General features: G+C 69.6%; 33 protein-coding genes. 13 read left to right on the top strand and 20 right to left on the bottom strand.

Features of this window, described 5'->3' with window-relative positions; genetic code table 11:
- The first annotated feature begins 164 nt into the window (after nucleotides 1–164).
- A complete protein-coding gene (rox, locus tag PSH03_RS10440) occupies nucleotides 165–1,643 on the top strand; it encodes a rifampin monooxygenase (RefSeq protein ID WP_238688972.1) in 1,479 nt (492 codons plus the stop codon).
- Nucleotides 1,644–1,737: 94 nt separating this feature from the next.
- Here rox and PSH03_RS10435 read toward each other — a convergent pair whose 3' ends face one another.
- Both PSH03_RS10435 and PSH03_RS10430 read right to left on the bottom strand, forming a co-directional pair.
- Nucleotides 1,738–2,265 (bottom strand): pyridoxamine 5'-phosphate oxidase family protein, encoded by a 528-nt coding sequence (locus PSH03_RS10435; protein WP_210785593.1) that lies wholly within the window; start codon nucleotides 2,263–2,265, stop codon nucleotides 1,738–1,740.
- Complete coding sequence (locus tag PSH03_RS10430; RefSeq protein WP_210785594.1) at nucleotides 2,262–2,930, bottom strand: DUF899 domain-containing protein; 669 nt, start codon at nucleotides 2,928–2,930, stop codon at nucleotides 2,262–2,264. The genes PSH03_RS10435 and PSH03_RS10430 overlap by 4 nt, the downstream gene beginning before the upstream one ends.
- Nucleotides 2,931–3,058: 128 nt before the next feature.
- On the opposite strand from PSH03_RS10430, the gene PSH03_RS10425 reads away from it, so the two are divergent.
- The 3 genes from PSH03_RS10425 to PSH03_RS10415 all read left to right on the top strand — a co-directional run bounded on the left by PSH03_RS10425 (nucleotide 3,059) and on the right by PSH03_RS10415 (nucleotide 4,890).
- Nucleotides 3,059–3,520: a winged helix-turn-helix transcriptional regulator gene (locus PSH03_RS10425; protein ID WP_210785595.1), complete on the top strand. Its 462-nt coding sequence runs from the start codon at nucleotides 3,059–3,061 to the stop codon at nucleotides 3,518–3,520.
- A 186-nt stretch (nucleotides 3,521–3,706) separates the two neighbouring features.
- A complete protein-coding gene (locus tag PSH03_RS10420; protein WP_238688971.1) occupies nucleotides 3,707–4,492 on the top strand; it encodes an arsenate reductase/protein-tyrosine-phosphatase family protein in 786 nt (261 codons plus the stop codon).
- Nucleotides 4,489–4,890 carry a VOC family protein gene (locus tag PSH03_RS10415; protein WP_238688970.1) on the top strand — a complete coding sequence of 134 codons (402 nt, stop codon included), beginning with the start codon at nucleotides 4,489–4,491 and terminating at the stop codon, nucleotides 4,888–4,890. Before PSH03_RS10420 ends, PSH03_RS10415 begins: the two co-directional genes overlap by 4 nt.
- Nucleotides 4,891–4,977: 87 nt before the next feature.
- On the opposite strand, the gene PSH03_RS10410 is transcribed toward PSH03_RS10415, so the two are convergent.
- The 3 genes from PSH03_RS10410 to PSH03_RS10400 all read right to left on the bottom strand — a co-directional run bounded on the left by PSH03_RS10410 (nucleotide 4,978) and on the right by PSH03_RS10400 (nucleotide 7,048).
- On the bottom strand, nucleotides 4,978–5,352 hold the full coding sequence (locus PSH03_RS10410; protein WP_238688969.1) for a phosphotransferase: 375 nt from the start codon (nucleotides 5,350–5,352) through the stop codon (nucleotides 4,978–4,980).
- 696 nt (nucleotides 5,353–6,048) lie between these two features.
- On the bottom strand, nucleotides 6,049–6,543 hold the full coding sequence (locus PSH03_RS10405; RefSeq protein WP_238688968.1) for a hypothetical protein: 495 nt from the start codon (nucleotides 6,541–6,543) through the stop codon (nucleotides 6,049–6,051).
- A 43-nt stretch (nucleotides 6,544–6,586) separates the two neighbouring features.
- Nucleotides 6,587–7,048, bottom strand: a complete 462-nt coding sequence (locus PSH03_RS10400; protein WP_238688967.1) for an HNH endonuclease — start codon at nucleotides 7,046–7,048, stop codon at nucleotides 6,587–6,589.
- A 137-nt stretch (nucleotides 7,049–7,185) separates the two neighbouring features.
- Here PSH03_RS10400 and PSH03_RS10395 point away from each other — a divergent pair, with 137 nt between their 5' ends.
- On the top strand, nucleotides 7,186–7,578 hold the full coding sequence (locus PSH03_RS10395; RefSeq protein ID WP_238688966.1) for a hypothetical protein: 393 nt from the start codon (nucleotides 7,186–7,188) through the stop codon (nucleotides 7,576–7,578).
- A gap of 88 nt (nucleotides 7,579–7,666) precedes the next feature.
- Here PSH03_RS10395 and PSH03_RS10390 read toward each other — a convergent pair whose 3' ends face one another.
- The 7 genes from PSH03_RS10390 to PSH03_RS10360 all read right to left on the bottom strand — a co-directional run bounded on the left by PSH03_RS10390 (nucleotide 7,667) and on the right by PSH03_RS10360 (nucleotide 12,647).
- Nucleotides 7,667–8,227 (bottom strand): dihydrofolate reductase family protein, encoded by a 561-nt coding sequence (locus tag PSH03_RS10390; RefSeq protein ID WP_238688965.1) that lies wholly within the window; start codon nucleotides 8,225–8,227, stop codon nucleotides 7,667–7,669.
- 4 nt (nucleotides 8,228–8,231) lie between these two features.
- A complete protein-coding gene (locus PSH03_RS10385) occupies nucleotides 8,232–8,720 on the bottom strand; it encodes an SRPBCC domain-containing protein (protein ID WP_238688964.1) in 489 nt (162 codons plus the stop codon).
- Complete coding sequence (locus PSH03_RS10380) at nucleotides 8,720–9,133, bottom strand: ArsR/SmtB family transcription factor (protein ID WP_238688963.1); 414 nt, start codon at nucleotides 9,131–9,133, stop codon at nucleotides 8,720–8,722. The genes PSH03_RS10385 and PSH03_RS10380 overlap by 1 nt, the downstream gene beginning before the upstream one ends.
- Nucleotides 9,134–9,376: 243 nt before the next feature.
- Entirely contained in the window at nucleotides 9,377–10,951 is a 1,575-nt protein-coding gene (locus PSH03_RS10375) for a serine hydrolase domain-containing protein (protein ID WP_238688962.1), read from the bottom strand.
- Nucleotides 10,952–10,979: 28 nt separating this feature from the next.
- Nucleotides 10,980–11,255: a hypothetical protein gene (locus PSH03_RS10370; RefSeq protein ID WP_210785606.1), complete on the bottom strand. Its 276-nt coding sequence runs from the start codon at nucleotides 11,253–11,255 to the stop codon at nucleotides 10,980–10,982.
- 3 nt (nucleotides 11,256–11,258) lie between these two features.
- Nucleotides 11,259–11,597, bottom strand: a complete 339-nt coding sequence (locus tag PSH03_RS10365; protein ID WP_210785607.1) for an ArsR/SmtB family transcription factor — start codon at nucleotides 11,595–11,597, stop codon at nucleotides 11,259–11,261.
- A 117-nt stretch (nucleotides 11,598–11,714) separates the two neighbouring features.
- Nucleotides 11,715–12,647 carry a LysR family transcriptional regulator gene (locus PSH03_RS10360; RefSeq protein ID WP_210785608.1) on the bottom strand — a complete coding sequence of 311 codons (933 nt, stop codon included), beginning with the start codon at nucleotides 12,645–12,647 and terminating at the stop codon, nucleotides 11,715–11,717.
- A gap of 127 nt (nucleotides 12,648–12,774) precedes the next feature.
- Here PSH03_RS10360 and PSH03_RS10355 point away from each other — a divergent pair, with 127 nt between their 5' ends.
- Together PSH03_RS10355 and PSH03_RS10350 are read left to right on the top strand one after the other, a co-directional pair.
- Nucleotides 12,775–14,028 carry an MFS transporter gene (locus tag PSH03_RS10355; protein WP_238688961.1) on the top strand — a complete coding sequence of 418 codons (1,254 nt, stop codon included), beginning with the start codon at nucleotides 12,775–12,777 and terminating at the stop codon, nucleotides 14,026–14,028.
- Complete coding sequence (locus PSH03_RS10350; RefSeq protein WP_210785610.1) at nucleotides 14,028–14,600, top strand: GNAT family N-acetyltransferase; 573 nt, start codon at nucleotides 14,028–14,030, stop codon at nucleotides 14,598–14,600. The genes PSH03_RS10355 and PSH03_RS10350 overlap by 1 nt, the downstream gene beginning before the upstream one ends.
- 37 nt (nucleotides 14,601–14,637) lie before the next feature.
- Here the strand turns inward: PSH03_RS10350 and PSH03_RS10345 are convergent, their stop codons facing one another.
- Nucleotides 14,638–15,378, bottom strand: coding sequence for an SDR family oxidoreductase (locus PSH03_RS10345; protein WP_210785611.1), 741 nt, complete (start codon nucleotides 15,376–15,378; stop codon nucleotides 14,638–14,640).
- Between the two features lie 127 nt (nucleotides 15,379–15,505).
- On the opposite strand from PSH03_RS10345, the gene PSH03_RS10340 reads away from it, so the two are divergent.
- Nucleotides 15,506–15,988: an RrF2 family transcriptional regulator gene (locus PSH03_RS10340; protein WP_238688960.1), complete on the top strand. Its 483-nt coding sequence runs from the start codon at nucleotides 15,506–15,508 to the stop codon at nucleotides 15,986–15,988.
- A 32-nt stretch (nucleotides 15,989–16,020) separates the two neighbouring features.
- Here the strand turns inward: PSH03_RS10340 and PSH03_RS10335 are convergent, their stop codons facing one another.
- Nucleotides 16,021–17,574 carry an ArnT family glycosyltransferase gene (locus tag PSH03_RS10335; protein WP_238688959.1) on the bottom strand — a complete coding sequence of 518 codons (1,554 nt, stop codon included), beginning with the start codon at nucleotides 17,572–17,574 and terminating at the stop codon, nucleotides 16,021–16,023.
- Nucleotides 17,575–17,697: 123 nt separating this feature from the next.
- On the opposite strand from PSH03_RS10335, the gene PSH03_RS10330 reads away from it, so the two are divergent.
- Genes PSH03_RS10330 through PSH03_RS10320 form a run of 3 tightly spaced genes read left to right on the top strand, consistent with a single transcriptional unit; the run spans nucleotide 17,698 to nucleotide 19,844 of the window.
- Nucleotides 17,698–18,729 (top strand): aldo/keto reductase, encoded by a 1,032-nt coding sequence (locus tag PSH03_RS10330; RefSeq protein WP_238688958.1) that lies wholly within the window; start codon nucleotides 17,698–17,700, stop codon nucleotides 18,727–18,729.
- Nucleotides 18,726–19,232 (top strand): mycothiol transferase, encoded by a 507-nt coding sequence (locus tag PSH03_RS10325; protein WP_238688957.1) that lies wholly within the window; start codon nucleotides 18,726–18,728, stop codon nucleotides 19,230–19,232. Before PSH03_RS10330 ends, PSH03_RS10325 begins: the two co-directional genes overlap by 4 nt.
- Nucleotides 19,233–19,256: 24 nt before the next feature.
- Nucleotides 19,257–19,844 (top strand): GNAT family N-acetyltransferase, encoded by a 588-nt coding sequence (locus PSH03_RS10320; protein ID WP_238688956.1) that lies wholly within the window; start codon nucleotides 19,257–19,259, stop codon nucleotides 19,842–19,844.
- Here PSH03_RS10320 and PSH03_RS10315 read toward each other — a convergent pair whose 3' ends face one another.
- The 6 genes from PSH03_RS10315 to PSH03_RS10295 form a co-directional block, all read right to left on the bottom strand.
- Nucleotides 19,845–21,125 (bottom strand): MFS transporter, encoded by a 1,281-nt coding sequence (locus PSH03_RS10315; protein WP_238688955.1) that lies wholly within the window; start codon nucleotides 21,123–21,125, stop codon nucleotides 19,845–19,847.
- 136 nt (nucleotides 21,126–21,261) lie between these two features.
- Nucleotides 21,262–21,489: a hypothetical protein gene (locus PSH03_RS10310; RefSeq protein WP_210785634.1), complete on the bottom strand. Its 228-nt coding sequence runs from the start codon at nucleotides 21,487–21,489 to the stop codon at nucleotides 21,262–21,264.
- Nucleotides 21,390–21,731 carry a sigma factor gene (locus PSH03_RS33005; RefSeq protein WP_210785617.1) on the bottom strand — a complete coding sequence of 114 codons (342 nt, stop codon included), beginning with the start codon at nucleotides 21,729–21,731 and terminating at the stop codon, nucleotides 21,390–21,392. Before PSH03_RS33005 ends, PSH03_RS10310 begins: the two co-directional genes overlap by 100 nt.
- Before the next feature lie 132 nt (nucleotides 21,732–21,863).
- Nucleotides 21,864–22,766, bottom strand: coding sequence for a hypothetical protein (locus PSH03_RS10305; protein WP_210785618.1), 903 nt, complete (start codon nucleotides 22,764–22,766; stop codon nucleotides 21,864–21,866).
- Nucleotides 22,753–23,994: a hypothetical protein gene (locus PSH03_RS10300; RefSeq protein ID WP_238688954.1), complete on the bottom strand. Its 1,242-nt coding sequence runs from the start codon at nucleotides 23,992–23,994 to the stop codon at nucleotides 22,753–22,755. The genes PSH03_RS10305 and PSH03_RS10300 overlap by 14 nt, the downstream gene beginning before the upstream one ends.
- Nucleotides 23,995–24,089: 95 nt before the next feature.
- On the bottom strand, nucleotides 24,090–24,335 hold the full coding sequence (locus PSH03_RS10295; protein WP_210785620.1) for a flavin reductase: 246 nt from the start codon (nucleotides 24,333–24,335) through the stop codon (nucleotides 24,090–24,092).
- A 240-nt stretch (nucleotides 24,336–24,575) separates the two neighbouring features.
- Between PSH03_RS10295 and PSH03_RS10290 the strand changes: the two genes are divergently transcribed.
- Both PSH03_RS10290 and PSH03_RS10285 read left to right on the top strand, forming a co-directional pair.
- Nucleotides 24,576–25,343, top strand: coding sequence for a DUF5753 domain-containing protein (locus PSH03_RS10290; protein ID WP_210785621.1), 768 nt, complete (start codon nucleotides 24,576–24,578; stop codon nucleotides 25,341–25,343).
- Nucleotides 25,334–25,525 carry a DUF397 domain-containing protein gene (locus tag PSH03_RS10285; RefSeq protein WP_112679871.1) on the top strand — a complete coding sequence of 64 codons (192 nt, stop codon included), beginning with the start codon at nucleotides 25,334–25,336 and terminating at the stop codon, nucleotides 25,523–25,525. Before PSH03_RS10290 ends, PSH03_RS10285 begins: the two co-directional genes overlap by 10 nt.
- The last annotated feature ends 75 nt before the right edge of the window (nucleotides 25,526–25,600 follow it).

Below are 25,600 nucleotides of genomic sequence, written 5' to 3'. Positions count from 1 at the left end.
CACTGGGGATATAGCTTGCAGTTGACCGCGACACCGCCCGAGGAGGTGAGACCCATGAACGTTGTAGCGATGTGGGTGCTCCCCCTTGCCGTCACGGTCGGGCGATTGACGTAGGTGTCGCCGGGAGCGCCCTGCCAACACGGCACTCCCGAAAGGCAACACCTATGCACCCTCAGCAATTCACCGCCGACCCGCCGTCGACCGATGGCACGCCCCGCACGTACGACGTGATCATTGCCGGATGCGGGCCGACCGGCGCGATGCTCGCCGCCGAACTGCGGCTGCACGACGTACGGGTCCTCATCGTGGAGCAGGAAACCGAGCCGGCGTCGGCCGTCCGCATCGTCGGCCTGCACATCCGCAGTCTCGAGCTGATGGCGATGCGCGGGCTGCTGGACCGCATCCTCCCGCACGGGCGGAAGCGTCCGGCCAGCGCCTTCTTCGCCGCCATCCCCAAGCCCGCGCCCACGGGCCTGGATTCCCGGTACGCCTATCTGTTGGGTATCCCGCAGCCGGTCATCGAACGTCTGCTCGAAGAGCGCGCCATCGAACTGGGCGCGCAGGTCCGGCGCGGTCGGGCGGTCGCCGGTTTCGAGCAGGACGACGAGGGTGTGACAGTCGAGCTGGCCGACGGGGAACAGCTGCGCTCGCGCTACCTCGTCGGCTGCGACGGCGGGCGCAGCACGGTGCGCAAACTGCTCGGCGTCGGCTTTCCCGGTGAGCCGGCACGGACCGAGTGCCTGATGGGCGAGATGGAAGTGGGCGTTCCGCAGGAGGAGATCGCCGCCAAGGTCGCCGAGATCCGCGAGACCCATCAGCGGTTCTGGCTCCGACCGGCAGGCGTTGGGGTCTACAGCGTCCTGGTCCCCGCCGCCGGGGTCAGCGACCGCGCCGAACCGCCCACCCTCGACGACTTCACACACCAGTTGCGCGCCATCGCCGGGACCGACTTCGGCGTGCACTCCCCGCGCTGGTTGTCCCGCTTCGGCGATGCCACCCGGCTGGCCGACAGGTATCGGGTCGGGCGGGTGCTGCTGGCCGGCGACGCGGCGCACATCCATCCGCCCATCGGCGGGCAGGGCCTCAACCTGGGCGTCCAGGACGCATTCAACCTCGGCTGGAAACTGGCCGCGCGGATCCGCGGCTGGGCGCCGGAGGCACTGCTGGACACCTACCAGGCCGAACGCCGTCCGGTCGCCGAGGCGGTGCTGGACAACACCCGAGCCCAGACGGAGCTGCTGTCCACCGAACCGGGCGCACAGGCGGTGCGCAGGTTGTTCACCGAGTTGATGGACTTCGACGAGGTGAACCTCCACCTGCTGGAGAAGATCACCGCGATCGGTATCCGCTACGACTTCGGCGCCGGCCCCGACCTGCTCGGTCGCCGTCTGCCCGACATGGACATCAAACAGGGCCACCTCTACGGTCTGCTGCACCGCGGCCGCGGTGTGCTGCTGGACCGCACCGAACGCCTCACCGTTGGCGGCTGGTCAGACCGGGTCGATCACCTCGCGGAGTCGACTGCGGCACTGGAGGTTCCATGCCTCCTGCTCCGCCCCGACGGCCACGTGGCGTGGATCGGCGACGACCAGCAGGACCTGGACTACCACCTCGCCCGCTGGTTCGGCAAGCCCGCCCACTGATCTCAGGCCAGCGGCCTCGACATCGAGGTTGAGGAGTGCGGCCCAGACCAACCAGCGGCGGACGGGCTCGGGGCGTCGCCCCGAGCCCGGTCACTCAGGTGCGGTTGAACCGCCAACGGGTCGCGGTCAACCCGTCCGGGCCGTAGCCGAAAGCCCGGACGGGGGAGACCTCGTAGAAGGCATACTCGGGCGATCCCGGCAGACTCTCGTCATGGACTCGTCCGTCCCTGATGGCGAACGTCCAGCCGTACTTCGTTGCGAAGGCGGCGGCCACCCGGCGCAGCGCGGTGCCGCCCGACACCTGGTGAGCGTCACCGCTCACCACCAGGTCGAGGTCCTCGCTGCTCACTGTGATGACAGCACGGGGGTTGCGGGCCAGGTTTCGGCTCTTGCGGGAGCTCGGGCGGCTCGCAAAGCGCGGCACCCCATCCACGAGCACCACCATCACCGGCGCGGCATGTGGACGGCCGTCCTGCCCCACAGTGGACAGCCAACACTTGTGCGCCGACTCCAGACAGGCCAACGCCTGGCGCCAGGGCTTGAGTGTCGCCACATCGGTGTTGAAGGGTGTTGCGTCTTCCTGGCGGAAGAGGAGCTCAGCGACCGGCGCGTCGACTGTCACGACGGATCCTTTGTCGTGTCGTACTCGTCGTGCAGCCGCCACCACTGGTAGGGCTGGGTCTGCGGCCAGCCTTCCGGCGAGTCCTCCCAGGTCTCCTGTCGGCCGTATGGCGTCAGGTCGAGGAAGGTCCAGTTACTGCCGAGCCGTTCCACGCCCCGGGCGGTGGTGGTGTAGGTGCGGAAGATCCGGTCGTCCGCGCGGAGGAAGACGTTCAGCGCGAATCCGTCGCCGGTTCCCATGTCGGCGTTGAAGCTGTTGTTCAGCGACGAGTACCAGGGCAGGGTCCAACCCATTCGCCTCCGCAGCGCCAGCAGGTCGTCCAGTGGGCCATGGGACGTCAACGCCAGGGTGACGTCGCGGGCGTTGAGGTGGGCCAGGTGTCCGACGTTGTCGGTGAACATCGAGCAGCCGGAGCACACAGCGTCGACGCCGTGCCACATGAAGGTGTACACGATGAGCTGGCGGCGGCCTTGGAACAAGTCGCTCAGACTGGCAGGCCCGGACGGGCCGTCGAACACGTAGTCCTGCTCGACCGGCGTCATCGGCAGCCGGCGACGCGCCGCGGCCACTGCGTCGAGCTGGCGGGTGAGTGCCTTTTCGTGGACGCGCACGGTGTTCACTGCGTCTTGCCAGTCCCCGGTCGGGACGATCGGCGGATGGTTCATGCGGGCCTCTTTCGGCTTCCAGACGCGTGTGGAGGGGGCATAGACAACTCCGTTCCTTAAAGAGACGGGCTGGTGTGACGCTAACAGAGTCAGTTCCTTGAAGGAACCATCTTGCGTATCGTGGCGTCATGCAGCGAACGCAGTTCGGCGCCATGGCATGCTCGATCGCCCGCACCCTCGACGTCATCGGTGAGCCGTGGTCTCCGCTGATCTTGCGGGACGTCTACGGCGGCACGCACCGCTTCGAACAACTCCAGCGCGGACTCGGCATGTCCCGCAAGGTGCTCGCCGAGCGGCTGAACTGGCTGGTCGAACAGGGCGTCCTGGCCCGGCGTGAGTATTCCGCCCGACCGGTCCGGCACGAATACCTGCTCACCGACAAGGGGCAGGAGCTATGTGATCTGCTGCTTGTCATGGTGCGGTGGGGTGACCGGTGGACGGCGGGCGAGACCGGCCCGCCGGTGCTCTACCGCCACCACGCCTGCGGCAAGATCAGTCACGTGGAACTACGGTGCTCGGAGTGCGAACAGCCCATGCGGGCTACGGACATCGATCTGTTGCCCGGGCCCGGAGCCGACCCAAGATCTTGACCACCGGATCGGTCAACACCACCGTGATCCGCATGCGGAGCGCGTCCCATCGACGGCGGCCACCAGCCAGCCCACTCCGAGCAGCCGCGCCGGGCGGAGGTCGACTCGGGCGTCGATGAACTCGACCGTGGCCACAATCCCGCTCGCCCCAAACCGATCAAGCCGGTTTGATGTATCTTCGTGGTCATGGTGCCACCGAGTCACACTGCGCCGCCGAGCCACACTGCGCCGCCGTTCGTCCGGCTGGCCGCACACCCGCTGCGCTGGCAACTGCTGACCGCACTCGCCCGCAGTGACCTGCGGGTCCGCGAACTGGTAAGCCTCGTGGCCCAGCCGCAGAATCTTGTCTCCTACCACCTACGGCTGCTGCGCGACGGCGGCCTGGTCACCGCTACCCGCAGCAGTTTCGACGGTCGCGACAGCTACTACCACCTCGACCTCGACAACTGCACCCACGCGCTGGCAGGCACCGGCGCCGCTCTGCACCCCGCCCTGCAGTTGGGCAGCACTCCACCGGCCCCGCCGGTCCACCCGCCGCGGACCGTGCTGTTCGTGTGCACGGGCAACAGCGCACGTTCCCCCATCGCCGAAGCCCAGCTCCGACGCCGCACCGCCAGCGACGTACAGGTGACCAGCGCAGGAACCCGCCCCCGAGCGCAACTACACCCCCATGCCGTGCGGGCTCTGCGTGACCACTTCGACGTCGACGTCGCGAACCGGCACCCTCGGCACCTCGACACACTCGCCGGCCGCCGCTTCGACTACGTGATCACCCTGTGCGACAAGGCCCGAGAAGTCTGCCCCGACTTCGGTAACCCGGCCGGTCAGCTGCACTGGAGCATCCCCGATCCGGCCGTAGCCGGCACCCGGGGCGACTACCCCGCCTTCCTGCAGGTTGCTGCCGACATCGACACCCGCGTGCGGCATCTGCTGCCCGTCCTCGCCACCGATCCCCAGGAGACCAAACCGTGAGCACACCCGAGCAATACGTCAGCGTCCGCTACCTCGTCGACGATGTTCACGCCGCCGTCGACTTCTACACCGCCCACCTCGGTTTTCACCTCAAGACCAGCGCGGCCCCCGCCTTCGCCGACGTGGTCCGCGGCCCGCTACGACTACTGCTGTCCGGACCCGCCAGCTCCGGTGCCCGCGCCACACCGAACGACGCCACCAGCCCCGGCCGCAACCGCATCCACCTCATCGTCGACGACCTGGACACCGAGATCGACCGGCTCCGCGACGCCGGCCTGGCGTTCCGCAGCGAACTGGTCTCCGGGCCCGGCGGCCGTCAGATCCTGATCGCCGACCCCGCCGGCAACCTCATCGAACTTTTCCAACCCGTCCGCGAAGTAACCCCCGCCAACACCTAAACCCAGTCGCACTTCGCCGCCCGCCGCCGTACCTCGACGATGGAGGGGCAACGCACGCCGTGCAGGACCAATGGGGGCAGTGGTGGCCTAGGCGACATCCCGGCCCAACTGATCGGCGTGCGCGGTGATCCACCTCGCGTCGCGTCGGTAGAGCCCGACGTGACCGCGAATGTTCTCCTGTCCCTGATCAGCCCGGGCCTCGGTGAAGACGGCGAGGTCGTGTAGTCGATGGACTGCGACCTGGAGGACGTGAGCAGGGTCTTGCTCCGAGCCGTAGGCATCGCAGAGCACGCGCAGCCGACGTGCCCGTTCGCCCAGGTCACTGCCGATTGCGTCGCCGTTGTCGGGATGGGCCAGCGGCACCAGCCGGTAGGCAAGGTAGGCCAGGTCCCACGACCGGGGACCGGGCGAGGCCGTGTCCCAGTCGATGACTCCGGTGAGCCGCCGGTCGGTGAAGACCAATGTTGTACGGCGCGAAGTCGTTGTGACAGATGACCTCAGCTGGCTGCCGCACCGGGAACTGCCACACTCCACCGACGGCGTCGAAGCTGGCGCTGGCCTGGTGAAGTTGTCCGAGGTAGACACCGGCATCGGTGAGGACGGCGTCGCTCCAGATCCAGTCCGGCAACGGGTGCTGCGGCACGATGCCCGGCAGGTACGAGACGCTGTCGCGTCCGTGCTCATCGGTTCCGAGTGGCTGCGGAGCCCAGGTGACGCCGTGCTCACGCAGATGTCGTAGCAGGCGTTGAATCGTCGGGCTCCAAGCCCCGGCACCGCGCCGAACGGTGGCACCGACACGTGTTGCGCCCCCCATGTTGCCCCCGGGTAGCGCTTCCTCCTGCTCGCCGACCGCGTTCGCGCTGTGGTCATCCATGGCCACATCCTCAGCGCGCACGGGACGCAAAGCCACCGTTGTTCGTGAGCCCGGCTGCCGCCGGGAGGAGCGAGGCCCGGCTGAGCCGATTAATAGATTGGTATTAACGATAATCCGCTAATTACCTGGAACAAAAGGTACGTAGCGCTCATGCATCATAATGACAGTTATGCTGCGTAACGAATGAGAATGGTGTGGTGGTCAGCTAAGCGAGCCGAAGCACTTGCTGGTCACCGGGTTGTGGGCGCCCTGCCACCGCGGCAACCGCCCCTGCTCCTGATGCTTCAGACCGGGTTGCCACGCCCGCCGGGTAGGACGCCGCAGTTGCGGCAGGCCCGCAGTGGGCGGCGGTCCTCGTCGCCGCAGGCCAGGCAACGTCCGGCCGGGTCGACCCCCGCGTCGTACGCATCGAGGACCCGTTTCACCACGATGGAGAGCTGCTCGGTGGGATGCTTCTGCGGATCGGGGCAGTAGGCGATGTCGTGGCACCCCCACGAGTCCCACGGATGCGGCGTTGCGGGAATTCGTCTGCCCTCCTGCTTCTGCAAGCGCGGCTGGGCCGCGAACGCGACAGCCCTTGCCAGCACCAGAGCGCGGGCAACCTCGAGTTCACCGAGGGCCCGGACCAGCGACGGGGGATCGACATCAATGTCACCGGGGATGCGCTGACGGGTCGCCAGGTGATGCCAGGTGGCGTGGAAGCCGTACGGCGCGAAGTGGTAGAGGCAGTCCCGTAGATGCGTCCGGCGCCGTCGAGGGCTGAGGCTCTCGTCACGCACCCGGCGGGCGGTCGCGGGGAAACTGGTCAACCCAGAGCAATCACTACGAGCGGCCGTACGCCGCGCGGGCCTGGGCTACCTCGGCGGCCTCGCGTTCACGCCAGCGGCGCTGAGCCTCCCGGTTGCACGTCCGACAGACCCGACGGTACCGGCCGGTGGTCGGGTCGAGTTCACGGTCGTGGCCGTTGCGGCACTGTGCCGCCTGGGTTCGGTTGCGGCAGGCATCGGTCCGGCTGACCTGGCGCAGATGGGTCGGCTCGATACAGTCGGCGGCGCCGCAGGTCTGGTCGACGTCTAAGGCCGGGTCGTACCCGCCGACGAGGACAACGTACGCGGCGATGTGCGCCCACGCGCGACCGGCGACCTTCTGGTGCACCCCGCGTCGCCGCCCGTAACCTTCGATAACCAGGCAGCCGTTCTCGGTGCGGTGTGAGCGCTCCAGCAGGTGGGCGCGCAGCGACTCCTCGGTGTGGTACCGGGACAAACCCTTCACGGTCGAGAGCACGGTGTCACCGTACCCACGTCACGCAGCGTCGCCGACTGATGCCTGACACGCGGGCGCGTCCGCTCGACGAGTGGCCGCGCGCTCTGGCCGGTAGCCGGCCGCGCTGTCCACACCAGAGCTGCCGTAGCGTCGCCCGGGTGGGTCTGCTGTTGGTGTTGCGTGCTCCGCTGCCGCGTTCGAAGAGCCTGCGTCGGGCTACCCGGGCGCAGCGGCGGGAGCGCTATCGCGCCGATGCCGAAGATTGGGCCACGGCGCGGGAGCGCGGTTTGCTGCTCGACGTGTCGGTGGAGGTGCTGCTGCCGTTGCTGAATGCGGCCGGCGGCAACCGACTTCCAATCATGGGTCAGCTGAACCCGTGGTCAGACGGCGTACTCGTTCGTGAGGATCTGTCGCAGCTCGATGCCGACGTCGACCGTCTGAGGGCGGTGGCGGGTAACGACGTGGAGCGTGGGCTGGTGGCAGCGCTGATGGCGTTGCTGGCGCGGTGGCGTAACGAGCCTGGTCTGACGCTGCACTGGTATGGAGACTGACGGACGCGAAAGCTCGCACAGAGCGAGCTGGGCGAAGCCCCGTCGGCGTCACCGACACACGTCCGGGTCGGTGACGCCGACGTCCGTCTCAGGTACGAATGCGGTAGTGCAGGGACGCCACACCGCTACTGAATCGGCGACTGCTCAGTAGCTCCAGGCCGATGCGGGTGCCGCTGGGCAGCCCGGGCTTACCCCCGCCGGTGAGGATGGGATGGATCAGCAGGTGACACTCGTCGATCAGTCCAGCCTGGAATGCCTGCGCCGCGAGGTGTGCGCCCCCGATGGTGAGGTCACTGGTGGCCGAGGCTTTCATGGCGCGTACCGAGGCGGGGTCGAAGCTCCTATCGAGCCGGGTCCTGGCGGTCGAGGTCGCGTCCAGCGTGGTGGAGTAGACGATTTTGTCCGCTGTCTGCCAGACGTCGGCGAAGTCGGCAGTGAGCTTCGACTGCTCGGCCAGGGTGGGGTCGGTTTCCCAGAGCGACATCGACTCGTACAGGCGCCGGCCGTAGAGGTAGGTACCCACGGGCCGGACCAGGTCGGTGATGAACGCGAGGTACTCGTCGTCGGGTGGGGTCCAGTCGAACCTGCCGTGTTCGTCCTCGATGTAACCGTCGAGGGACACGTTGGTCACGTAGATCAGCTTGGCCATGGCGTTACACCTCGACGTCGACTGCGACGGGGTGGTGGTTCCGCAGTGTGGCGTCCAGTTTGGAGAAGGCCTCGTTCCAACCCTGGTCGGCGGGGCCAACCACCCGCCCCGGCAGCCACTGACGGATCTCGAGGCGCGTCCGTCCATCGACCTCGTCGTAGAACTCGACCCGCATCCTTGTCTCGTGCGGCTCAATGCCCTCCGGCAGCTGCCCGGTGACGTGCGCGACGCCGTCGAGCAGTTCACCGTCCACGACGTCGGTGAGGTCGATGTGGACCTCGACTCGAAGGCCGGGTTGGGTCGGGAAGACCTCGGTCCACCGCTGGTGGCCGCCAGGGCGGACGTCGAACTCCATCTCCTCGCGGGGCAGTGAGTTGCCGATCGGCCCCCACCATGCCGCCAGGCGGTCCGGATCGGTGAAAGCTCGGTAGACCAGCTCGCGTGGCGCGTCCACTACGCGTGAGATGACGATTTGCGGTTTGTCGCTGTCCATCAATTCTCCTTGTCGTGAGCCTTGCCCGGGGATTCGCTGTCGGGAATCGCCGAGCCGTCCGTTGGGCGACCGGCGGCCTGGACGGCCGCGAGGTGGGCGTCGAGGCGGGTGAGGGACGTGTCCCAGAACCGCCGGTAGCGCTCGATCCACTCGGCCGCTTCGCGCAGCGGGGCGGCCTCGATGCGACTCATCCGCAACTTCCCCGACCGGGTGCGTGAGATGAGCCCGGCGCGTTCGAGCGCCTTGAGGTGGCGCGACACCGCCGGCATCGAGATCGGCAGCGGAGCGGTGAGCTCGGTGACCGTGGCGTCGCGGTCGGCCAGCTCGGCGAGAATCGCCCGGCGGGTCGGGTCGGCGAGCGCCGAGAACACCGCGCTGAGTTGATCGCTGCCAGGCACCAGAACCTCCCACATCACTTAACCAACACGTTAAATGTAGTGCCGGATGAACGCGTGTCAACACGCCGAGACATCGGTGAGCATCTCGGGTAAGCGCAGCGCATCGACCGAAACCCCGACCCGGCTGAGGAGCGCAGGAGTGACGTCGTTCGACTCCACCATGAGAGCTGCGGCGTTACGGCGTCCCGGAGTACGAGACCTTCCCGCCCAACCACTACGTCTCAACCCTGCGCAGCGGTGTAGGCGATCAGGGGAGCCCTAAGCCCCAGAGTGAGGGCTTTGTGTCGCTACGGACCGAGACCTATCAGCACCTGATAGGCCGGCGGTGACGATGGCGTGCACGCCCAGGCCCAGCCGGGTCAGCGCGAGTGCGGCCGCCAGGACGACCACGACGCGAATGGCGTGACCGACGTCTGGTGCCCACAACTGGAGTTTGGCCAGCCCGGTGCCGTTCCAGAGGGCCGGCACCTGCCAGGCGACGCCGGCCGCGACCGCGGCGCAGGCACCGACCCAGGCGATGGTGGCGACGATCGTTCGGCCGCGGGAAGGGACCGACTGGGTGGAACCGTGCCGCCGCCTGCGGAGGACGCGGACCCAGGAGCAGGCCAGGAGGGTGAGCAGCACCGCGGCGACCCCGAAGAGGCCGAACAGCGCCCAGGCATGCGTCGGGTCTTCGGTGGCGGTCGCGGGTGTGCCGCCGTGCAGGATGCGAGCGAGGTTGAACGCCCCGGCGCTGAGCAGCGGGTCCATGTGCGGGGCGTAGACGTTGGTCATGATGATCACGGCGAGGTTCGAGTCGGGTGCCAGCACGATGTGGGTGAAGAAGTCCGGGGTGGCGCCGGCGTGCCAGACGATGCGGGTGCCGACGCCGTCCAGGGTGCTGTTCCTCCAACCGAACCCGTAGGTGCCGTGACCGGTGGCCACGGTGCCGGTCTGCAGCTGTCGCACACTCTGCGCTTCGAGGATCCGCGCGCCGCCGTAGCGGCCGCCGCTGAGCTGCGCGATGGCGTAGTGGGACAGGTCGTCGAGACTGGCGGCGAGGAAACCGTAGGGCACTCCGGCGGTGTCGAACGGTGCCGAGAAGCGCTGCGGCCGGCCGAAGTAGTACCGGTGCCCGACCGGGATGCCGACGGCGCGGGCTTCGTCGGCAGTGGCCGCGGAGTGCGTCATCTGTAGTGGGTCCAGCACGTGACGACGTAGGTAGCCGCCGAAGGTGTCGCCGGTGACGTTCTCGACGAGCGCGCCGAGGATCATGAAGTTGGCGTCGCTGTACTGATAGGTCTGTCCGACGGGGGCGGTGGGCTGAATGCTGGCCAGGTCCCGTACGGATCGGGCCAGGGCGCCGGGGCGGTTGTCGTAGCGGTCGGTCAGGTCGGTGCTCCACACCTGCGGCAGGCCGCTGGTGTGGGTGAGCAGTTGGCGGACGGTGACCGTCCGGGCGGTGTCCGCGCCGCCCAGCCGCAGCCACGGGAGGTACGTGGACGCGGTGGTGTCGAGGTCGACCCGGCCGGCCTCGACCAGTTGCGACACCGCCAGTGCGGTGAACGACTTGCTTGTTGACCCGAGCAGGAACGGGGTCTGCGTGGTGATCGGTCGGCCGTCACCGTCGACGCCCCAGGCGCCGCGCTGGAGGACCTCGTCGCCACGGATGACCGCGTACGCCAGGCCGGGTGCCCTGGTTTGCTCCAGGTACGTGCGCAGGTAGCGTTCGCCGGCGGCGAGGCCGTCGACAGCCGCGGGAACGGCCGCGACCGGGACGGCCAGCGTGGCCGTCAGCATCAGGCAGCCGGCCACGGCGATGAGCCGTCGGATGTGCGTCAGCCAGGTGCTCATGTGGCGCGTCCTCCCCGTCGGTGGGCCGTCAGCCGATCTGACTCAACAGCTTCTCGAGCGCGGCCAGACGCTGCCGAACCTCACCGAGCTCGTCTCGCACGCCCTTGATCTCGTCCGCCGTGGCCTGGGCGCTGCTGGCACTGCGCTCGGCCAGCACTCGGTAGCCCTCCTCCCGGGCCGCCGAGTAGCGGGCGCGATAGATGCCGATCCCGACGAGACCGGCGACCACGATCATCGCTGTCACGACCACCGCCGAGGCGATGGTCGTGGTCTGCGCAATGTCCAACGCCACCTGATGGGTCATTGCTCACTTCTCCTGTTCTGCGCCCGGCCCCGAGCCGGTCAGGTTCTGGGCCGCCAGCGCGATCGCGTCCAAGTCCAGGGCCACCGTGAACGGCACCGCCTGGACGTACTTCACCGAGCTGCCGTCAGGTGCCGTCACCAGCTCGCCGGTCACCAGGCCGGCCGCTTCCAATTTCTGTAGGTGCATGTAGAGCAGCGGCCGGTTCATCTGCAGCTGCCGCGCCAACTCGCTGACGTAGGTCCGCTGCCGGGCCACGGCGGCCAGGATTCGCAGCCGGTGTGGGCTGGCCAGTGCGGCCAGCAGCGACACGAGTTCATCACCGGTTGGCGAGGTGCCGCTCATCCTGGTTTTCCCTTCTCAGCGGGAGTGTCGGATTTCTCTGACGCCCCCTGTCAGGCAAGTCTGACAGGGGAGGGTGGCGGAAGTCAACGGCCGCGACGCACTATCGAGCTGCGCCGATCACTGACCCCAGGGCGGCAGCCAGATCTCGATGTCGGGCGCCTGTGCTCGTCGGGATTCGAGGTAGTCGCGCAGGGCGCGAAGCGCCGGATGCGGGTTGTCGTCGCGCCAGATGAGTGACATGGGGTAGATGGGCGCCGGGTCGCGCACCGGTACGCGGCGCAGGTCGTAGCTGTCCGGCCACAGGTACCGGGTGCGAACGCCGGCGAGGGTCGCCAGCTCCGCGGAGTCGGCGATCTCGGCCAGCAGCGCCTCGTTGCCGAAGACCGGCCCGACCAGGTCGATGGTGAGGCCGAACGCGGCGGCGAGTTCGTCGTAGTAGTCGGCCCATTCGGTCCCGGGGGCCATGCCGGGCATCCAGATGCGGTGCTCGGCGAGTTGTGCGGGCGTGACGGTGCGGGCGTTGGCGAGCGCGTGGCGGGGGCCGACGAGCAGTTCGTGGTGCTCGTCGATCACGCGCGTGGTCCTGATCGCGGCGGGCAGGTGACGCGCGGCGACGGTGACGGCGTGGAAGGTGGCGTCGACAGTCCCCGCCTCGACGGCGGCCATCGCGGCGTGGACGTCGGCGTCGAGGGTGACGACGTCCAGCTCGATGCGGGGATGCGCGCGGTGGAAGTCCTGCAACAGCACCGCCGGTGCGATCCGTCGGCTGTGCACGTCGACGCGCAGCGCACGTCGGCCGGGGCGTACGGAGGCGTCGGCGCGCGCCTCGGCCCGCAGCAGTTCACGGGCGTGCGGCAGGAAGGTCTGACCGTCGACGGTGAGGTGGGTGCCGCGCGCGGTGCGGGTGAACAGCCGTACCCCGAGGTCCTTCTCCAGTGCGGCGATGCGCTTGGAGACGGCCTGCTGGGTGATCGACAGCGTGGCGGCGGCGTCCTGGAACTGGCCGGCGTCGACGGCGGCGACGAAGGTGCGGACGGCGTCGAGGTTCACCCGGCAAACCCTACTGACACAACCTCTGGTTGTGGCGCGCCGTCCACGCAGTTGTTTGATCCGTGGTCACTGGACTTGCTTTGATCGCGCCGATCAACGACGAGTTGTGAAGGTGGGAGGTGCGGGTTTGTCCACGAGGCAACCCCTGGGGCGGCGGTTCGGCTGGTTGTGGGCGTCGTACGCAGTCAGCGCCTACGGCTCCGGGCTGGGTTTCGGGGCGTTGCCCTTGATCGCCGTGCTGGTGTTGCAGGCCAGCCCCGCCCAGGTGTCCGTGCTGGCCGCGCTGGGGCCGGCCGTGGGCGCGCTGATCGCGTTGCCGCTCGGGCCGTGGGTGGAGTTCCACCGCAAGCGGCGGGTGATGATCGCGGCGGACCTGGCCCGGTTCGCGGTCCTGCTGACGATCCCCGTCGCGTACGCGCTGGGCCGGCTCAGCTTCGGGCAGTTGCTTGTCGTCTCGGCCGTGCTCGCCACCGCCAAGATCGCTTTCAACGCGGCCAGCGGCGCCTTCCTCAAGGCCCTCGTGCGGCCGGACGACCTGCTGGTGGCGAACGCGCGGTTCGAGTCGACGACCTGGAGTTCGATCGCGCTCGGGCCGCCGCTGGGCGGCGCCGCGGTGGGACTCTTCGGGCCGGTCGTCACCGTCGTGGCCGATGCGCTCAGCTACCTGCTCTCCGCGCTGGGCCTCACCGCCATTCGCGGCCCCGAAGACCACCCTCGGCGCACCGGCGCAGGCCGGATCCGGGCCGGTGAGCTGCTCGACGGCTGGCGGCACCTGCTGACTCACCCCGGCCTGCGGGTGCTCTACCTCAACCAGTTGCTCGTCGCCGGGCTGATCATGGCCACCGAGCCGCTGTTGGCCGTGCTCCTGCTCGGCGAACTGGGCTTTGCGCCGTGGCAGTACGGCCTCGCCTTCGCCGTGCCCTGCGTCGGCGGGCTCATCGGGTCACGCCTGGCCCGTCGGGTGGTGGCACGTCACGGCCAACACCGGATCATCCGCACCGTGGGCACGCTGCGCGCGATCTGGCTGATCGGCCTCGCCTTCGTCCAGCCCGGCGTGGTCGGTCTCGCCACGGTGATCGCCGTCGAGTTCGCGATCATCATCAGCATGAGCCTGTACAACCCGGTGCTCGCCACCTACCGCCTGGAACAGACTCCGAAGGATCGCATCGTCCGTACCCTCTCTGCCTGGTCGATCGGCAGCAGCGCGGCCATCGCCATCCTCAGCGCGCTCGGTGGGCTGCTCGCGCAGGCCACCAGCCCACGCACGGCGATCACGGTCGCCGGGCTGGTGATCTTCGCGAGCCCGCTGCTGCTGCCCCGGAGCACGGACGCCGATCGACCGGCACCGGAGCGCTCCGCACGGGTCTCTACGATCGCGTGATGTTCCAGCCGACCTACCCGATCCGCACCCCGCGGCTCGCCCTGCGTCCGGTCACTATGGACGACCTCGACGACGTGTACGCGTTTCAGCGCCGACCCGACGTCGTGCGCTGGATGCTCGGCGCGCAGCCGCGTACCCGTGAGCAGTCCCGGCTGTCGGTGCTCGCCATGGCGGGCGAGGACGCGTGGCGCGCGGAGGGCGACTGCCTCACGGTGGCCGCGGTCACCGACGCCGGGGTGATCGGGATCGTGGAGCTGGTGTGGCGCAGCCGGCTGGAGCGTACCGCCGAACTCGGGTTCGTCTTCCACCCCGACCACGGCGGTCGCGGGTTGGCGACGGAGGCCGCCACGGCGGTGCTGGACTGCGGGTTTGCCAAGTTCGGGTTGCACCGGGTCTACGGCCGGTGCCACTGTCGCAACGCCGCGTCGGCCCGGCTGATGGGGAGACTCGGCATGCGGCAGGAGGCCCGCCATGTCGAGAGTTACCTGTTCCGGGGGGAGTGGGCCGACCAGCTCGTCTTCGCGATCCTGGCGCACGAGTGGCGGGCCGGGACCCGCACGCCGCCGTCGTGATCGTCCACCACGGCGACGTGCGGATCGGGTCGACACCTTAGGCCCGGCGCGCGAGCCACTCCCGGTAGGCGGTGGGCGCGATGACGGCGTCGTCGCCGGCGATGAGGACATCGCCGGACATGGCGGCGAACATGCCGGCGCCGTTGTCGGTGGTGACGGTGCGCTGGTCACCGCGGGAGGCAAGCGTGATCCGCCCCAGCTCGTCGAGGGTGAAGACGTCGGGCCCGGCGACGTTGCGGATGCCCTGCAGCGGCGCGCCCATGCTGACCTCGGCGACGGCCTGCGCCACGTCGGCGGCGGCCATCGGCTGCACCGGCGTGCTGGGCAGGCGGACGGTGGTGTCGTCGGCCGTCCAGGACAGGATCGACTCGACGAACTCGAAGAACTGGGTGGCGCGGACGATCGAGTACGGAATGGGACCGGCCGTGAGGATCTCCTCCTGGAGGGTCTTGGCGCGGTAGTAGTCCAGGTCGGGCACCTGGTCGACGCCGACGATGGAGAGGATCACCGCGTGGCCGACGCCCGCGTGAGCGGCTGCGGCCAGCAGGTTGTCCATGGTCGTCTGGAAGAAGGCGGGCGAGGCCTCGTCGAAGGTCGGCGAGTTCGTGAGGTTGACGACGACCTCGGCGCCGGCGAGCCCGTCGGACAGGCCCTGCCCGGTGAGCAGGTCCACCCCGGTGGACGGCGACAGCGGCACCGCCTCGTGCCCCGCGGCCTGCAGGATCTTGACGACCTGCGACCCGATGAGGCCGGTCCCGCCCAGTACGGCGATCTTCATGCTCATGCACCTTCCCGTGACTGTGTGGTCCGACCTATTGGCGTTCAGCCGATACTCGGACCTTCCTTGTCCGAGAACTATACTCGGACACAACGGGTCCGAGTAGCGGGGTGACTAGGGTGACGTCATGAAGATGTCCGGCGGGGTCGAGTGGGCGCTGCACTGCTGCGTGGTGCTCACCACCAGCCACACGCCCGTTCCGGCGGCCAAGCTGGCGGAACTGCACGACGTCTCGAGCAGCTACCTCGCCAAACAGCTCCAGGCGCTCGCCCGTGCCAACCTGATCCACTCCGTGCAGGGCAAGTCGGGCGGCTACGTGCTGACCCGCGCACCGGAGAGCATCACCCTGCTCGACGTGGTCCGGGCCGTCGACGGGCCCGGCCCGACCTTCGTCTGCACGGAGATCCGCCAGCGCGGCCCCTTCGCGACCCCGGCCGACGCCTGCACCACGCCGTGTCCGGTGTCCCGCGCCATGTGGGCGGCCGAGGACGCGTGGCACCAGGCGCTCGCCGCGGTCACCATCGCCGATCTCGCCCGCGACGTCGACGCCACCTCCGGCCCCGAGGCCCTGGTCGGCATCCAGGCCTGGCTGACCGGCGGGGCCGGCTGACCTGGTTGGCCGGCGAAGCCGGTGGTGCACGGTCAGCCGGTGTGGCGTACCTCGGTGTCCCAGATCTGCGCCCACGGACGCCGCAGCCCTCGGCACACGTGGATCGGGCCGCCGTTCTCGTCGTTGTCCACCTCGACGCGCTGGTCCACCCGCCCGGCGAGCGTGCACTGCTCGAACCAGGTGGTGAGCTGCTCGGGGCGCTCCCAGCCGACGGCGATGACCACGTCCGCGTCGGCGGGCGGCCGAGCGAAGTCGACCATGCTGTTGTGCCCGGAGTACGCCCGGGGCAGACCACGGGCCGGCCCGTAGCGGGCCACCGCGCCGGCCTCGCCGTAGTTGCCGGTGAGGACGACCGCCCGCGCACGCTCCTGCGGCGGCAAACCACGATGGACGGCCGCGAGAGAGTCGGCGAACTCCGGCCAACCGATCGTCTCGCCGGCGTCGTAGTTGACGTCGACCACGAAACCGGGCAACCGGTCGGCCGGCAGCACCGGCAGCAGCAGCACGACGTTGGGCAGCAGGAACGGCACCACGCCCAACGCGAGCAACCCGCGACGCCACCCGAGTGACCCGCGTGACGCCCACGCCACGGTGACCAGCGCCCCGGCGGCGGTGAGGACCAGCAACAGCGGCGCGTCGTAGTAACCCTTGCCGCCGGCGATCAGCACGATGCCGACCACCACCAACCATGCCCAGCCCACCGCCCGATAGGCCCGCCACGCCGGCCGGCGCAGCAGCGCGACGAGGCCGGCGACCCAGATCGGTACGGCGTACGGGCTGATGATGACGAAGTGGAGGGTGAACGCCTCCAGGCGGCCACTGTAGGAGCTGTCGCCGTCGGAGATGGACCCGGCAACGCCGAGCTGCGGAAAGCCGTTGGTCGCCTGCCAGATCAGATTCGGCGCGGCCAGCAGCACGGTGATCCCGGCGGCGGCGAGCACCCACCGGTCGCGCAGCAGCCGACGCGGCCCGGCGATGAGCACTCCGGCGACCAGGCCCACGGCCAGCAGCGCCGGAAGCAGCTTGCTGAGCATTCCCACCCCGAGCGCCAGCCCGATACCCAGCGCCCAGCGGCTGTCACCGGTGCGCAGCAACCGCACCGCACACCACGCCGCGACCAACCAGACCAGCAGGTCGACGGTGGTGGTGCTGAGCAGGTGACCACTGGCGAGCACGATGCCGGAGAGCGCGGCGAGCACCGCCGCGAAGAGTTGCCCGCCCCGGCCGGCGCCCAACTCCCGGGCGATGGCGGCGACCAGCAGCACCGCGCCGCCGGCCAGCACCGCCGACGGGGTACGCAGCACCACCAGGTTGCCCGGGGCGATCGTGTCGAGCAGCCGGGCCAGCACCGGGACCAGGGGCCCCTGATCGACGTAGCCCCAGTCGAGGTGCCGACCGGCGAGCAGGAAGTACAGCTCGTCGCGGTGATAGCCGTAACGGCCGGCGAGAAGCAGGAGCGTCACGGTGGTCGCGGCGGCCACCAGCCACGGGGCACGGGTACGAACGCCAGGCTCCGCCGGCCGCCCCGACGGCGGCGACTGGGTCGGCCGCTGAGGTCGGTCGATCTCGATCGCGGGCTCGCTCACCCGCTCATGATGACCGGCGGCGTCGCCTCGTGGGTGCCCCTACCGGCGTTCGGCACCGTCCCGAATGCGGGTGGCCGAGGCGGGTGCGAAGATCAGCTTTGTCACTCGGACCGAAAGGACGATATGCGCTATCGCACTCTGGGCAACACCGGCACCGTGGTGTCCACCCTGTGTCTGGGCACGATGACCTTCGGCGCGGAGACCGACGAGGCCGGCAGCTTCGCCCAACTGGACCGGTTCGTCGAGGCCGGCGGCACCTTCGTCGACACCGCTGACGTCTACTCCACCGGTGTCTCCGAGGACATCATCGGGCGCTGGCTGCGCAGCCGACCCGACCTGCGCGACCGCCTGGTGATCGCCACCAAGGGGCGGTTCCCGATGGGCCCGGGGACCAACGACGCCGGGCTGTCCCGGGTGCACCTCACCCGCGCCCTGGACGCCAGCCTGCGCCGACTCGGCGTCGAGGCCGTCGACCTGTACCAGGCGCACGCCTGGGATCCGCTGACCCCGCTGCCGGAGACGCTGCGGTTCTTCGACGACGCGGTCGGCGCCGGCAAGATCCGCTACGCGGGCGTCAGCAACTTCACCGGCTGGCAGTTGCAGAAAGCCGCCCTGCTCACCCAGCACCTCAACCTCACCCCGATCGTGACCCTGCAACCGCAGTACAACCTGCTGGCCCGGGAGATCGAGTTCGAGTTGGTGCCGGTCTGCGAGAACGAGGGCATCGGCATCCTGCCCTGGTCACCGCTGGGCGGCGGATGGCTGACCGGCAAGTACCAGCGCGACAGCACGCCCACCGGCGCAACCCGGCTCGGCGAGAACCCGCAGCGCGGCGTCGAGGCGTACGCCGGTCGCAACGCCGAGGAGCGCACCTGGCGGGTGCTCGACGCGGTCCGCCAGGTCGCCCGGGACCGGGGCGTTTCCATGTCGGCGGTGTCGTTGGCCTGGCTGGCGGCCCGACCGGCAGTCACCTCGGTGATCCTCGGCGCGCGGACCAGCGACCAGCTCGACGACAACCTGACCGCCGCCGACCTGGTCCTCGACGCCGAGCAGATGCGGCTGCTGGACGAGGCGAGCGCCCCGCTGGTGGGCGACTACCCGTACGGCGCGGCCGGGGTGCGCCAGCGCGCCCGTGACCTGCCGGCCGGGTCATGACCTCGTTCCCCGAGCCCACCGACCCGGCCGGCAGCCGCACCGAGGTCTTCCTGCGCTACCTGGACTACTTCCGCGAGTCCGTGGTCGCCAAGGTGTCGGCGCTGGCCGAGCCCGAGCTGCGGCGCAGCCGGCTGCCGTCCGGGTGGACGCCACTGGAGCTGCTCACACACCTGCGCCACGTCGAGCTGCGCTGGATCGAGTGGGGCGTCCAGGGCCGGAACGTCGCCGAGCCGTGGGGCGATCGCCGCGACGACCGCTGGTACGTCGCCCCCGACGAGACCCGCGCGGATCTGGTGGCGGCGCTGCGAGCGCAGGGCGCGCACACCACGGCCGTGGTGACGGCGCACGACCTGGCCGAGATCGGCACGCCGGGCCCGCGCTGGAGAGGCGCGGACCCGGCGTCGCTGGAGCGGGTGCTGTTCCACCTGGTGCAGGAGTACGCCCGCCACCTGGGTCACCTCGACGTGGTCGCCGAACTCGCGGGCGGCCCGACCGGGAAGTGAGGCCGTCGGCCCGATAATGGGTTTATGCCGCTGCTCGTCGCACCAGCCCTGCCCGCCGGGAGCATCGCCGCCCAGGAGCAACCCCACCTTCCGGTACGTCCCGGGTTGACCCTGCGGCCGTGGCGCGACGACGACGCCCCGGCCGTCCGGGCCGCCTTCGACTGTCCGCAGATCCAGCGGTGGCACGTCCGCCGCATCGACGGGGACGACGAGGCGCGGTCGTGGACGGCGCAGTGGGTCGGCCGTTGGCGTGACGAGACGTCGGCCAGTTGGGCGATCGTCGACGCCGACGACCGACCGCTGGGTCAGGTGGGGTTGCGGGGCGTGCTGCTGGTCGAGGCGTCGGCGCATCTGTCGTACTGGTTGTTGCCCGCGGCGCGGGGTCGGGGCATCGCCACCGAGGCGCTGCTCGCCCTGACCCGGTGGAGTTTCACGCGGGCCGGTCTGCACCGGCTGGCCCTGGAGCACTCGACCGCCAATACGGCGTCGTGCCGGGTGGCCACACGGGCCGGCTTCACCGAGGAGGGCGTGCTCCGGGGGTCGGTTCGCCACGCCGACGGCTGGCACGACATGCACCTGCACGCACGGCTGCGCACCGACGGCCCGGTCTGATCAGATTGTCGGCGCGGGTGGTGTCGGCGTCGCACCGTCCTCGTCGGCCCGGCGCATCGCTCGCGGCAGTCGCAGCGCGACGACTCCGGTGGCCACCAGTCCGCCGACGCCCGCGAGCACCAGAGTCACCGGGGCGGACGTGGCGTCCAGCAGGACACCACCGGCGAGGTAGGACGTCGCGGCGGCGACCCCGATCGCACCGTACAGATTGCCGAAGACCCTGCCGAGCATGCCCGCTGGCACCGTGCGTTGCAGCAGCGTGCTGGAGGCGACGTCCATGGCAGCCAATCCGAACCCACGGACGGCCTGCAGGGCGATCGCGGCGGCGACGGCCCAGGCGAGCCCGGTCAGCAGGTTGCCGACACTGCTGACGGCGAAGCCGACGATCAGCAGCAGCGGCATCGCCGCCCTGGTGCCCCACCTGGACAACAGTGCGTAGCCGGCCACCAGTCCGACACCGACCGCGCCCAGCAGCAACCCGACAGCGGATTCGCCGACGTGGAAGGTCTTCTGGGCCAGCAGTACCAGGGCCACGTCGTCGACCCCGTTGAAGGCGACCACCGCGGTGAAGCCAAGGAAGATCACCCGCACCGTCGGAACACTCAACAGATAGCCGATGCCCGCTCTGGCCTGTCGCAGCAGGGACGGCTGGTGCCCGTCGCCGGTTGCCGGTGGAAGTGAGGGGAGCGTCGCGAGCAGCACGGCCGAGACCAGGAACGACACGGCGTCGACGAGCAGCACACCACGCAGTCCGACCAGCGGGAACAGGGCCGCGGCGAGCAGGGGGCCGACCGCCTCCGCCGCGTTGGAGCCGAACCCGAGGGTGGAGTTGGCGGTTTCCAGGTCACTGTCACCGACCAGTGCGGGCACCGCCGCCCGAGACGCCGGTTGGAAGAGCTGCGAGGCGGTGGCGCGAATCGCGACGAGAGCCAGCAGCATCGGCAGCGAGGGCATGGTGAGCACGATGACCAGCAGGACCACAGCTTGGACGAGTTCGCAGACGACCATCAATCGTCGGAGATTGAGCCGGTCAGCTAGGGCGCCGGTGAAGGGACCCAGCAGGGATGGAGCGAAGTCTCCGACAAGGAGCAGAAGCGCGACTGCCAGCCCCTTACCCGTCGTCTCGGCGACGTGGAAGATCAGCGCGACAAGGCTGAGTGAATCGCCCGCGTACGAGACGAGCCGTGCCGAGAAGAGCGTCCGGAATGGCCTGTTGTGGCGAAGTAGGTGGGTGGGACGCGACGGCGCAGCGTCTGCCGTGGCGGACGCTGCGCCGGACATCTCGAACTTCCCCTGTCGCTGAGGGCTGCGGTGCGGCGTCGTGCTGCCGATACAAGGACGGGTGAACCAGCCTGTGGGTGAAGGTAGCCATCAGAGCGTCGGGGAGCGCGGTATTTACCGTTGTCGGGGAGCTGATTCAGGAAGCGACCGGGACGTCGGTGGTGGTCCCGTTGGCGTCGGTGACCCGTACCTCGGTCACGGTCGCGGGCAGGAGTGCCGCATCGCGGCCGACGTCCTGCCACTGGCCGTCGCCGACTCGGAAGCTCAGCGCTGACCCCTCGGCGGCCACGAGAACGCCCTGGTCGTCGGGCAGTCGTAGCCGCACAGGTAGGGGTGCCGACCAGTCCGCGGTCGTGCTGGCCACCGCTTCGAACGGAAGATATTTGCGGGCGAGCAGGGCGATGACCGATTGACCAGCGCACGTCGCGCGTACGCCTGCGGGCTGCTCTGCACCCGACGCCAGCGCACGTACATCTGCTCCAGCACCTCCTGAAGCAGGTCCTCCGCCGCGTGCCGATCCCCGGTCAGCAGGAAGGCAACCCGCAACAGCACCCCCGACCGTGAGCGAACGAAGTCGTCGAACTCCGCCCCGCTCGAATCCGTCATCTGACCTCCCGGCCTCGTCAACCAGCAAGACACCAGGTGGGCTCGCGAGGTTTACCGGTCCGGCAACTTCGCGCAGGTCGGACCCGGTGGAGGCCGGTGATCCGGGTTGCGCAGGTGGTAGACGGGCAGCGGTCAGTACGGGCACCTGCGCCCGTCGCGCACCATCTGCGCGTACGCGGTGCCGGTGATGCGCAGCCGATCGGTCTCGGTGCCGTCCTTGGCCCGGCAACCGTCGAACGGACTGACGTAGATCCAGGTGTAGGCCGAGTCGTCCGCGCGCCCGGTCACCTCGAACGGCTTGTCGCCGGGTGCCGAGATCACCATTGTCTGGCGTCGTCCGTCGGCCAGGTAATCCAACTCCAGTCGCCAACGGCAGTGCTGCTTGGCGGAGAGCGCTCGTACCTGGATGACGTTCTTCTCACCCTTGGGCAAGGTGATCTTGTGGGTGGCGAAGAACGGGGCACCGGCATCCTCGCCACCCGGGTCGTCGACGAGCATGCGGGGATTCGGTCGATCCACGTGTGTCACCAGGACGACCTTCCTGGAGTCGCCCTGGGATTCGTTGGGCTCCTGGATCCCGGTGAGCGGGGGGCGGCAGGGCTCGACGAGGACGGGCCGCAGGTCGACGGCCTCGGCGGCCTCGTCCCGGGTGCCGACGAGGGTGATCTCCCAGGTGCTCCGTTCGATGTCGACAGCGCCGGCCTCGACGGTCGGGTCGTCCGGCCGCTTGGCGTCCAGGCGAGCCAGGTCCGAGCCGGCGGGGTAGACGTAGTCGAGCGCGCCCTCCTGAGGGTAGGGAACGTGCTTCAGGTCCAGGACGACGACCGGCCCCCGCCCGGCCAACTGCTCGGCCAGTTCGTTCGCGGGCTTCCACTGGTTGATCGTGCCGACAATGACGGTGCCGAGCCAGGTGGCGACGGCGCCGACCACGATCGTCAGCAGCCAGGTGACGGGACGCTTCCACCAGGCGACGGTTGCCGGCGCGGCGACGGTGGGGACCTTACGGCGACGCGGGCGTTTGTTACGTGGACTCATGGACCGGAGTCTCCTGCGCATCGATGGACGTGTCGGTGTCGAGGAGCCGACGGGCCAGCAGCACGGGCAACGCGACGAGCCAACCCCAGGCCGCGCCGAACCGCAGCGAGGAGGTCAATTGCAGGCCCAGGGACTCCCAGGGCGCGCAGCCGGTGGGGGAGTTCGAGATGGCGCAGTCGACGAGGACATCGGACGTCGCGGTCAGCGCGGCCGCCGCGATCGTGGCACCCCAACAGACGACGACGAGCCCGAGGCGGTGCCCGGAGTTCGGCAGGCCGGCGAGCAGCGCCCGGAGCAGGAGCCACAGCACCACCAGCAGAGCGAGGGCGAGCACCGACCTGTGCACCCAGACGTCCATCGACAGGGGATTCGGATCGATCTCCTGCGTCAGCCGATATTCGACGTCGTCGCGTACGCGTGGCGGCGGGGACAGGGCAGGGCGGGACAGGAACACACTGAGCAGCGCCAGGAATCCTCTCCCCGAGTAGCTGTCCCGCACCGCCTGGGTGCCGTTGATCAGGATGAGCACCAGCACCGGAAGGACGCCGGCCAGGGCAAGGTTCGCGCCGCGTCCTCGCACGTCGCCGATCAGCGGAACGCCGCGCTCGGTATCGACAGCCGCGTCCTGGGGCTCGTCGTCGCCCTCGTCGGTGTCCTTCCTGAGCCGGTTCAGCAGCAGTATCGCCAGGCTGGTGCAGCCCACCAGGGAGGCGTTCGTGCCCGCCAACAGGCAGCCGAGAAAGAGGGCGTCGGACGTCCAGCCGGTCAGCGTCAGGTGCGCGCTGGCAAGGAGCGTGGAATGGTCCAGCGCCTCGTTGGCGTACCAACCGGTGGGGGCGGTGTGGACGCGGACCACGAGGGTGGCCCACCAGAGCAGGTCCCCGATCGCCGTGGCGGTGAGGGCGGCGGCCGCGCCGACCATCGCCGCGACGAACGGGTAAGTCCGCCGGGTGACCAGGCCGCAGGCCAGGTACGTCGACACCCCGACCAGCAGGATCACGAGCCAGCGGATCAGCGGCGTCACCGCGTCCATCATGGGGGCGGTGACGGGGTCGAGGGGGGCGAAGAAGACAACGCCCTTCGTGACGAGGGTCCGGAAGTCGACGGCGGTCCGGGTGACGGTGACCGGCCCCGACATCGAGTTGACCTCGGCGGTGACCCCCAGGTACATCAGGATGGCGCCCGCTGCGGCGAGCACGGCGACGACGATCCTGAATGGTCGGCTCATCGGGCCGGCCTCATCCCGGGGCGGGTCGTCACGCCGTCAGTCTCCCGCATCGTGCTGACTCGTACCGACCCCCGGAGGTGGTGGTTGACGACAGCTCAGCGGGCCTCTGCCCAGCCGACGAAACGCGGGGTCAGATCGGGCAGCGCGACGTCCGGGTTGAGCTTGGTGAGATCGTCGGTGGCTTCCTCCTGGACCTTCGCCAGGTGGATCAACAGGCCCGGTCGATCCTCGCGGTACTCGCCGAGCAGGCGCAGCTTCGCGGCCGAGCACGGCCACAGGATGCCGCAGACCGGGCAGCGCCACGACGGGCGCAACGGGGAGTGCTTCGGACGTTCGGGCATCAGCCGACCCCAACGCTCGCGCAACGCCGGCCCGGTGTGGTTCTGCTGAACTGGACGCTCGCGGCGGTGGTCACCAGGACCACGTCCCCGGCTCCGAGAGCGCCTCGTACCTCGTTCCGCACAGCTTCTCCTTGTCGTCGCAGCACCGTCTACACCGCACTTTGCCGGGGGTCGCTGGACAAACACACAGCGTTAACTAATCTTCTCGGAGCAGCGGATTTGTTCCAGGGGAGGGACGGTATGAACCACGCCTTTGTCGCGGCGTTGGCCGCGGCGGGTCACACCGCCGAGAGCCTCGCAGGTCAGCTCGGTGTGCACCCGAAGACCGTCGCCAGGTGGGCAAACCCGGGGCACATTCCCCAGAGCCGACACCGTGCGACAGTGGCGGGGCTGCTGGCAAAGGACGCCGACGCGCTGTGGCCGGACGTGATCCGTCGCCGTGAGCCGGTGTGGTTCCGGCCGTGGGTCGACCTCGAACGTGAGGCCGTGACACTGCGGTCGTTCCAGCTCGCGTGGGTGCCCGGGCTGCTGCAGACCGAGGCGTACGCCCGGGCGACCCTGGCCGGTGGGGTGCTGACACCGGAGGCGGTCGCCGAGTTCGCCGAGGCGCGGATCAACCGGCAGGCGATCCTCGGCCGGGGTGGCGGCCCGCTGCTGATCGCCGTGCTGGACGAGGGGGTGCTGAGGCGGCGTGTCGGCGACGACCGCGCCTTGATGGCGGTGCAACTCGCGCGTCTGCTCGGGCACGCCGAGGCGGGCAGCGTGCAGCTCCACATCGTCCCGGCGGATGCGCCCAGCTACCCCGGGCTCGACGGACCGTTCACCATCGCCGACATGCCGGACGGGTCACGGGTCGCGCACGTCGACAGCGCGGCACGGGCGCAGATCCTCGATCAAACGTCGGATCTTGTTAGCCTGGAACGACGGTGGGAACGTATTCGCGGCGAGGCCCTGCCCCGAGGGCGTTCGTTGGAACTTCTCAGAGAAGCGGCAGCATCATGGACATGACCGGTGCGCGGTGGCGGAAGAGCACGAAGAGCGGCGGCAACGGTGGTGACTGCGTCGAGGTTGCCGACAACCTTCCGGGCGTGGTCCTGGTTCGTGACACGAAGGACCGCGACGGCGGCACGCTGACGTTCAGTCCACAGTCGTGGCGTGGCTTCGTCGCGATGGCCCGCGACGCCGGCTGACCGACCACATCGCACAACGGCTCCCGGCGTCGGCCGGGAGCCGTTGTCGTCGGTAAGCCCGGCCGTCGGCCACGC

It is taken from the genome of Micromonospora salmantinae (assembly GCF_022230905.1).
Lineage (GTDB): Bacteria > Actinomycetota > Actinomycetes > Mycobacteriales > Micromonosporaceae > Micromonospora > Micromonospora salmantinae.
This window is presented reverse-complemented; position numbering and strand designations above follow the sequence as displayed.

Coding starts and splice junctions, on each gene's coding strand:
- rox (WP_238688972.1), top strand. CDS start 165: ATGCACCCTCAGCAATTCACCGCCGACCCGCCGTCGACCGATGGCACG.
- PSH03_RS10430 (WP_210785594.1), bottom strand. CDS start 2,930: ATGAACCATCCGCCGATCGTCCCGACCGGGGACTGGCAAGACGCAGTG.
- PSH03_RS10425 (WP_210785595.1), top strand. CDS start 3,059: ATGCAGCGAACGCAGTTCGGCGCCATGGCATGCTCGATCGCCCGCACC.
- PSH03_RS10420 (WP_238688971.1), top strand. CDS start 3,707: ATGGTGCCACCGAGTCACACTGCGCCGCCGAGCCACACTGCGCCGCCG.
- PSH03_RS10390 (WP_238688965.1), bottom strand. CDS start 8,227: ATGGCCAAGCTGATCTACGTGACCAACGTGTCCCTCGACGGTTACATC.
- PSH03_RS10385 (WP_238688964.1), bottom strand. CDS start 8,720: ATGGACAGCGACAAACCGCAAATCGTCATCTCACGCGTAGTGGACGCG.
- PSH03_RS10380 (WP_238688963.1), bottom strand. CDS start 9,133: ATGTGGGAGGTTCTGGTGCCTGGCAGCGATCAACTCAGCGCGGTGTTC.
- PSH03_RS10375 (WP_238688962.1), bottom strand. CDS start 10,951: ATGAGCACCTGGCTGACGCACATCCGACGGCTCATCGCCGTGGCCGGC.
- PSH03_RS10370 (WP_210785606.1), bottom strand. CDS start 11,255: ATGACCCATCAGGTGGCGTTGGACATTGCGCAGACCACGACCATCGCC.
- PSH03_RS10365 (WP_210785607.1), bottom strand. CDS start 11,597: ATGAGCGGCACCTCGCCAACCGGTGATGAACTCGTGTCGCTGCTGGCC.
- PSH03_RS10350 (WP_210785610.1), top strand. CDS start 14,028: ATGTTCCAGCCGACCTACCCGATCCGCACCCCGCGGCTCGCCCTGCGT.
- PSH03_RS10345 (WP_210785611.1), bottom strand. CDS start 15,378: ATGAAGATCGCCGTACTGGGCGGGACCGGCCTCATCGGGTCGCAGGTC.
- PSH03_RS10340 (WP_238688960.1), top strand. CDS start 15,506: ATGAAGATGTCCGGCGGGGTCGAGTGGGCGCTGCACTGCTGCGTGGTG.
- PSH03_RS10330 (WP_238688958.1), top strand. CDS start 17,698: ATGCGCTATCGCACTCTGGGCAACACCGGCACCGTGGTGTCCACCCTG.
- PSH03_RS10325 (WP_238688957.1), top strand. CDS start 18,726: ATGACCTCGTTCCCCGAGCCCACCGACCCGGCCGGCAGCCGCACCGAG.
- PSH03_RS10320 (WP_238688956.1), top strand. CDS start 19,257: ATGCCGCTGCTCGTCGCACCAGCCCTGCCCGCCGGGAGCATCGCCGCC.
- PSH03_RS10315 (WP_238688955.1), bottom strand. CDS start 21,125: ATGTCCGGCGCAGCGTCCGCCACGGCAGACGCTGCGCCGTCGCGTCCC.
- PSH03_RS33005 (WP_210785617.1), bottom strand. CDS start 21,731: ATGACGGATTCGAGCGGGGCGGAGTTCGACGACTTCGTTCGCTCACGG.
- PSH03_RS10305 (WP_210785618.1), bottom strand. CDS start 22,766: ATGAGTCCACGTAACAAACGCCCGCGTCGCCGTAAGGTCCCCACCGTC.
- PSH03_RS10300 (WP_238688954.1), bottom strand. CDS start 23,994: ATGAGCCGACCATTCAGGATCGTCGTCGCCGTGCTCGCCGCAGCGGGC.
- PSH03_RS10295 (WP_210785620.1), bottom strand. CDS start 24,335: ATGCCCGAACGTCCGAAGCACTCCCCGTTGCGCCCGTCGTGGCGCTGC.
- PSH03_RS10290 (WP_210785621.1), top strand. CDS start 24,576: ATGAACCACGCCTTTGTCGCGGCGTTGGCCGCGGCGGGTCACACCGCC.
- PSH03_RS10285 (WP_112679871.1), top strand. CDS start 25,334: ATGGACATGACCGGTGCGCGGTGGCGGAAGAGCACGAAGAGCGGCGGC.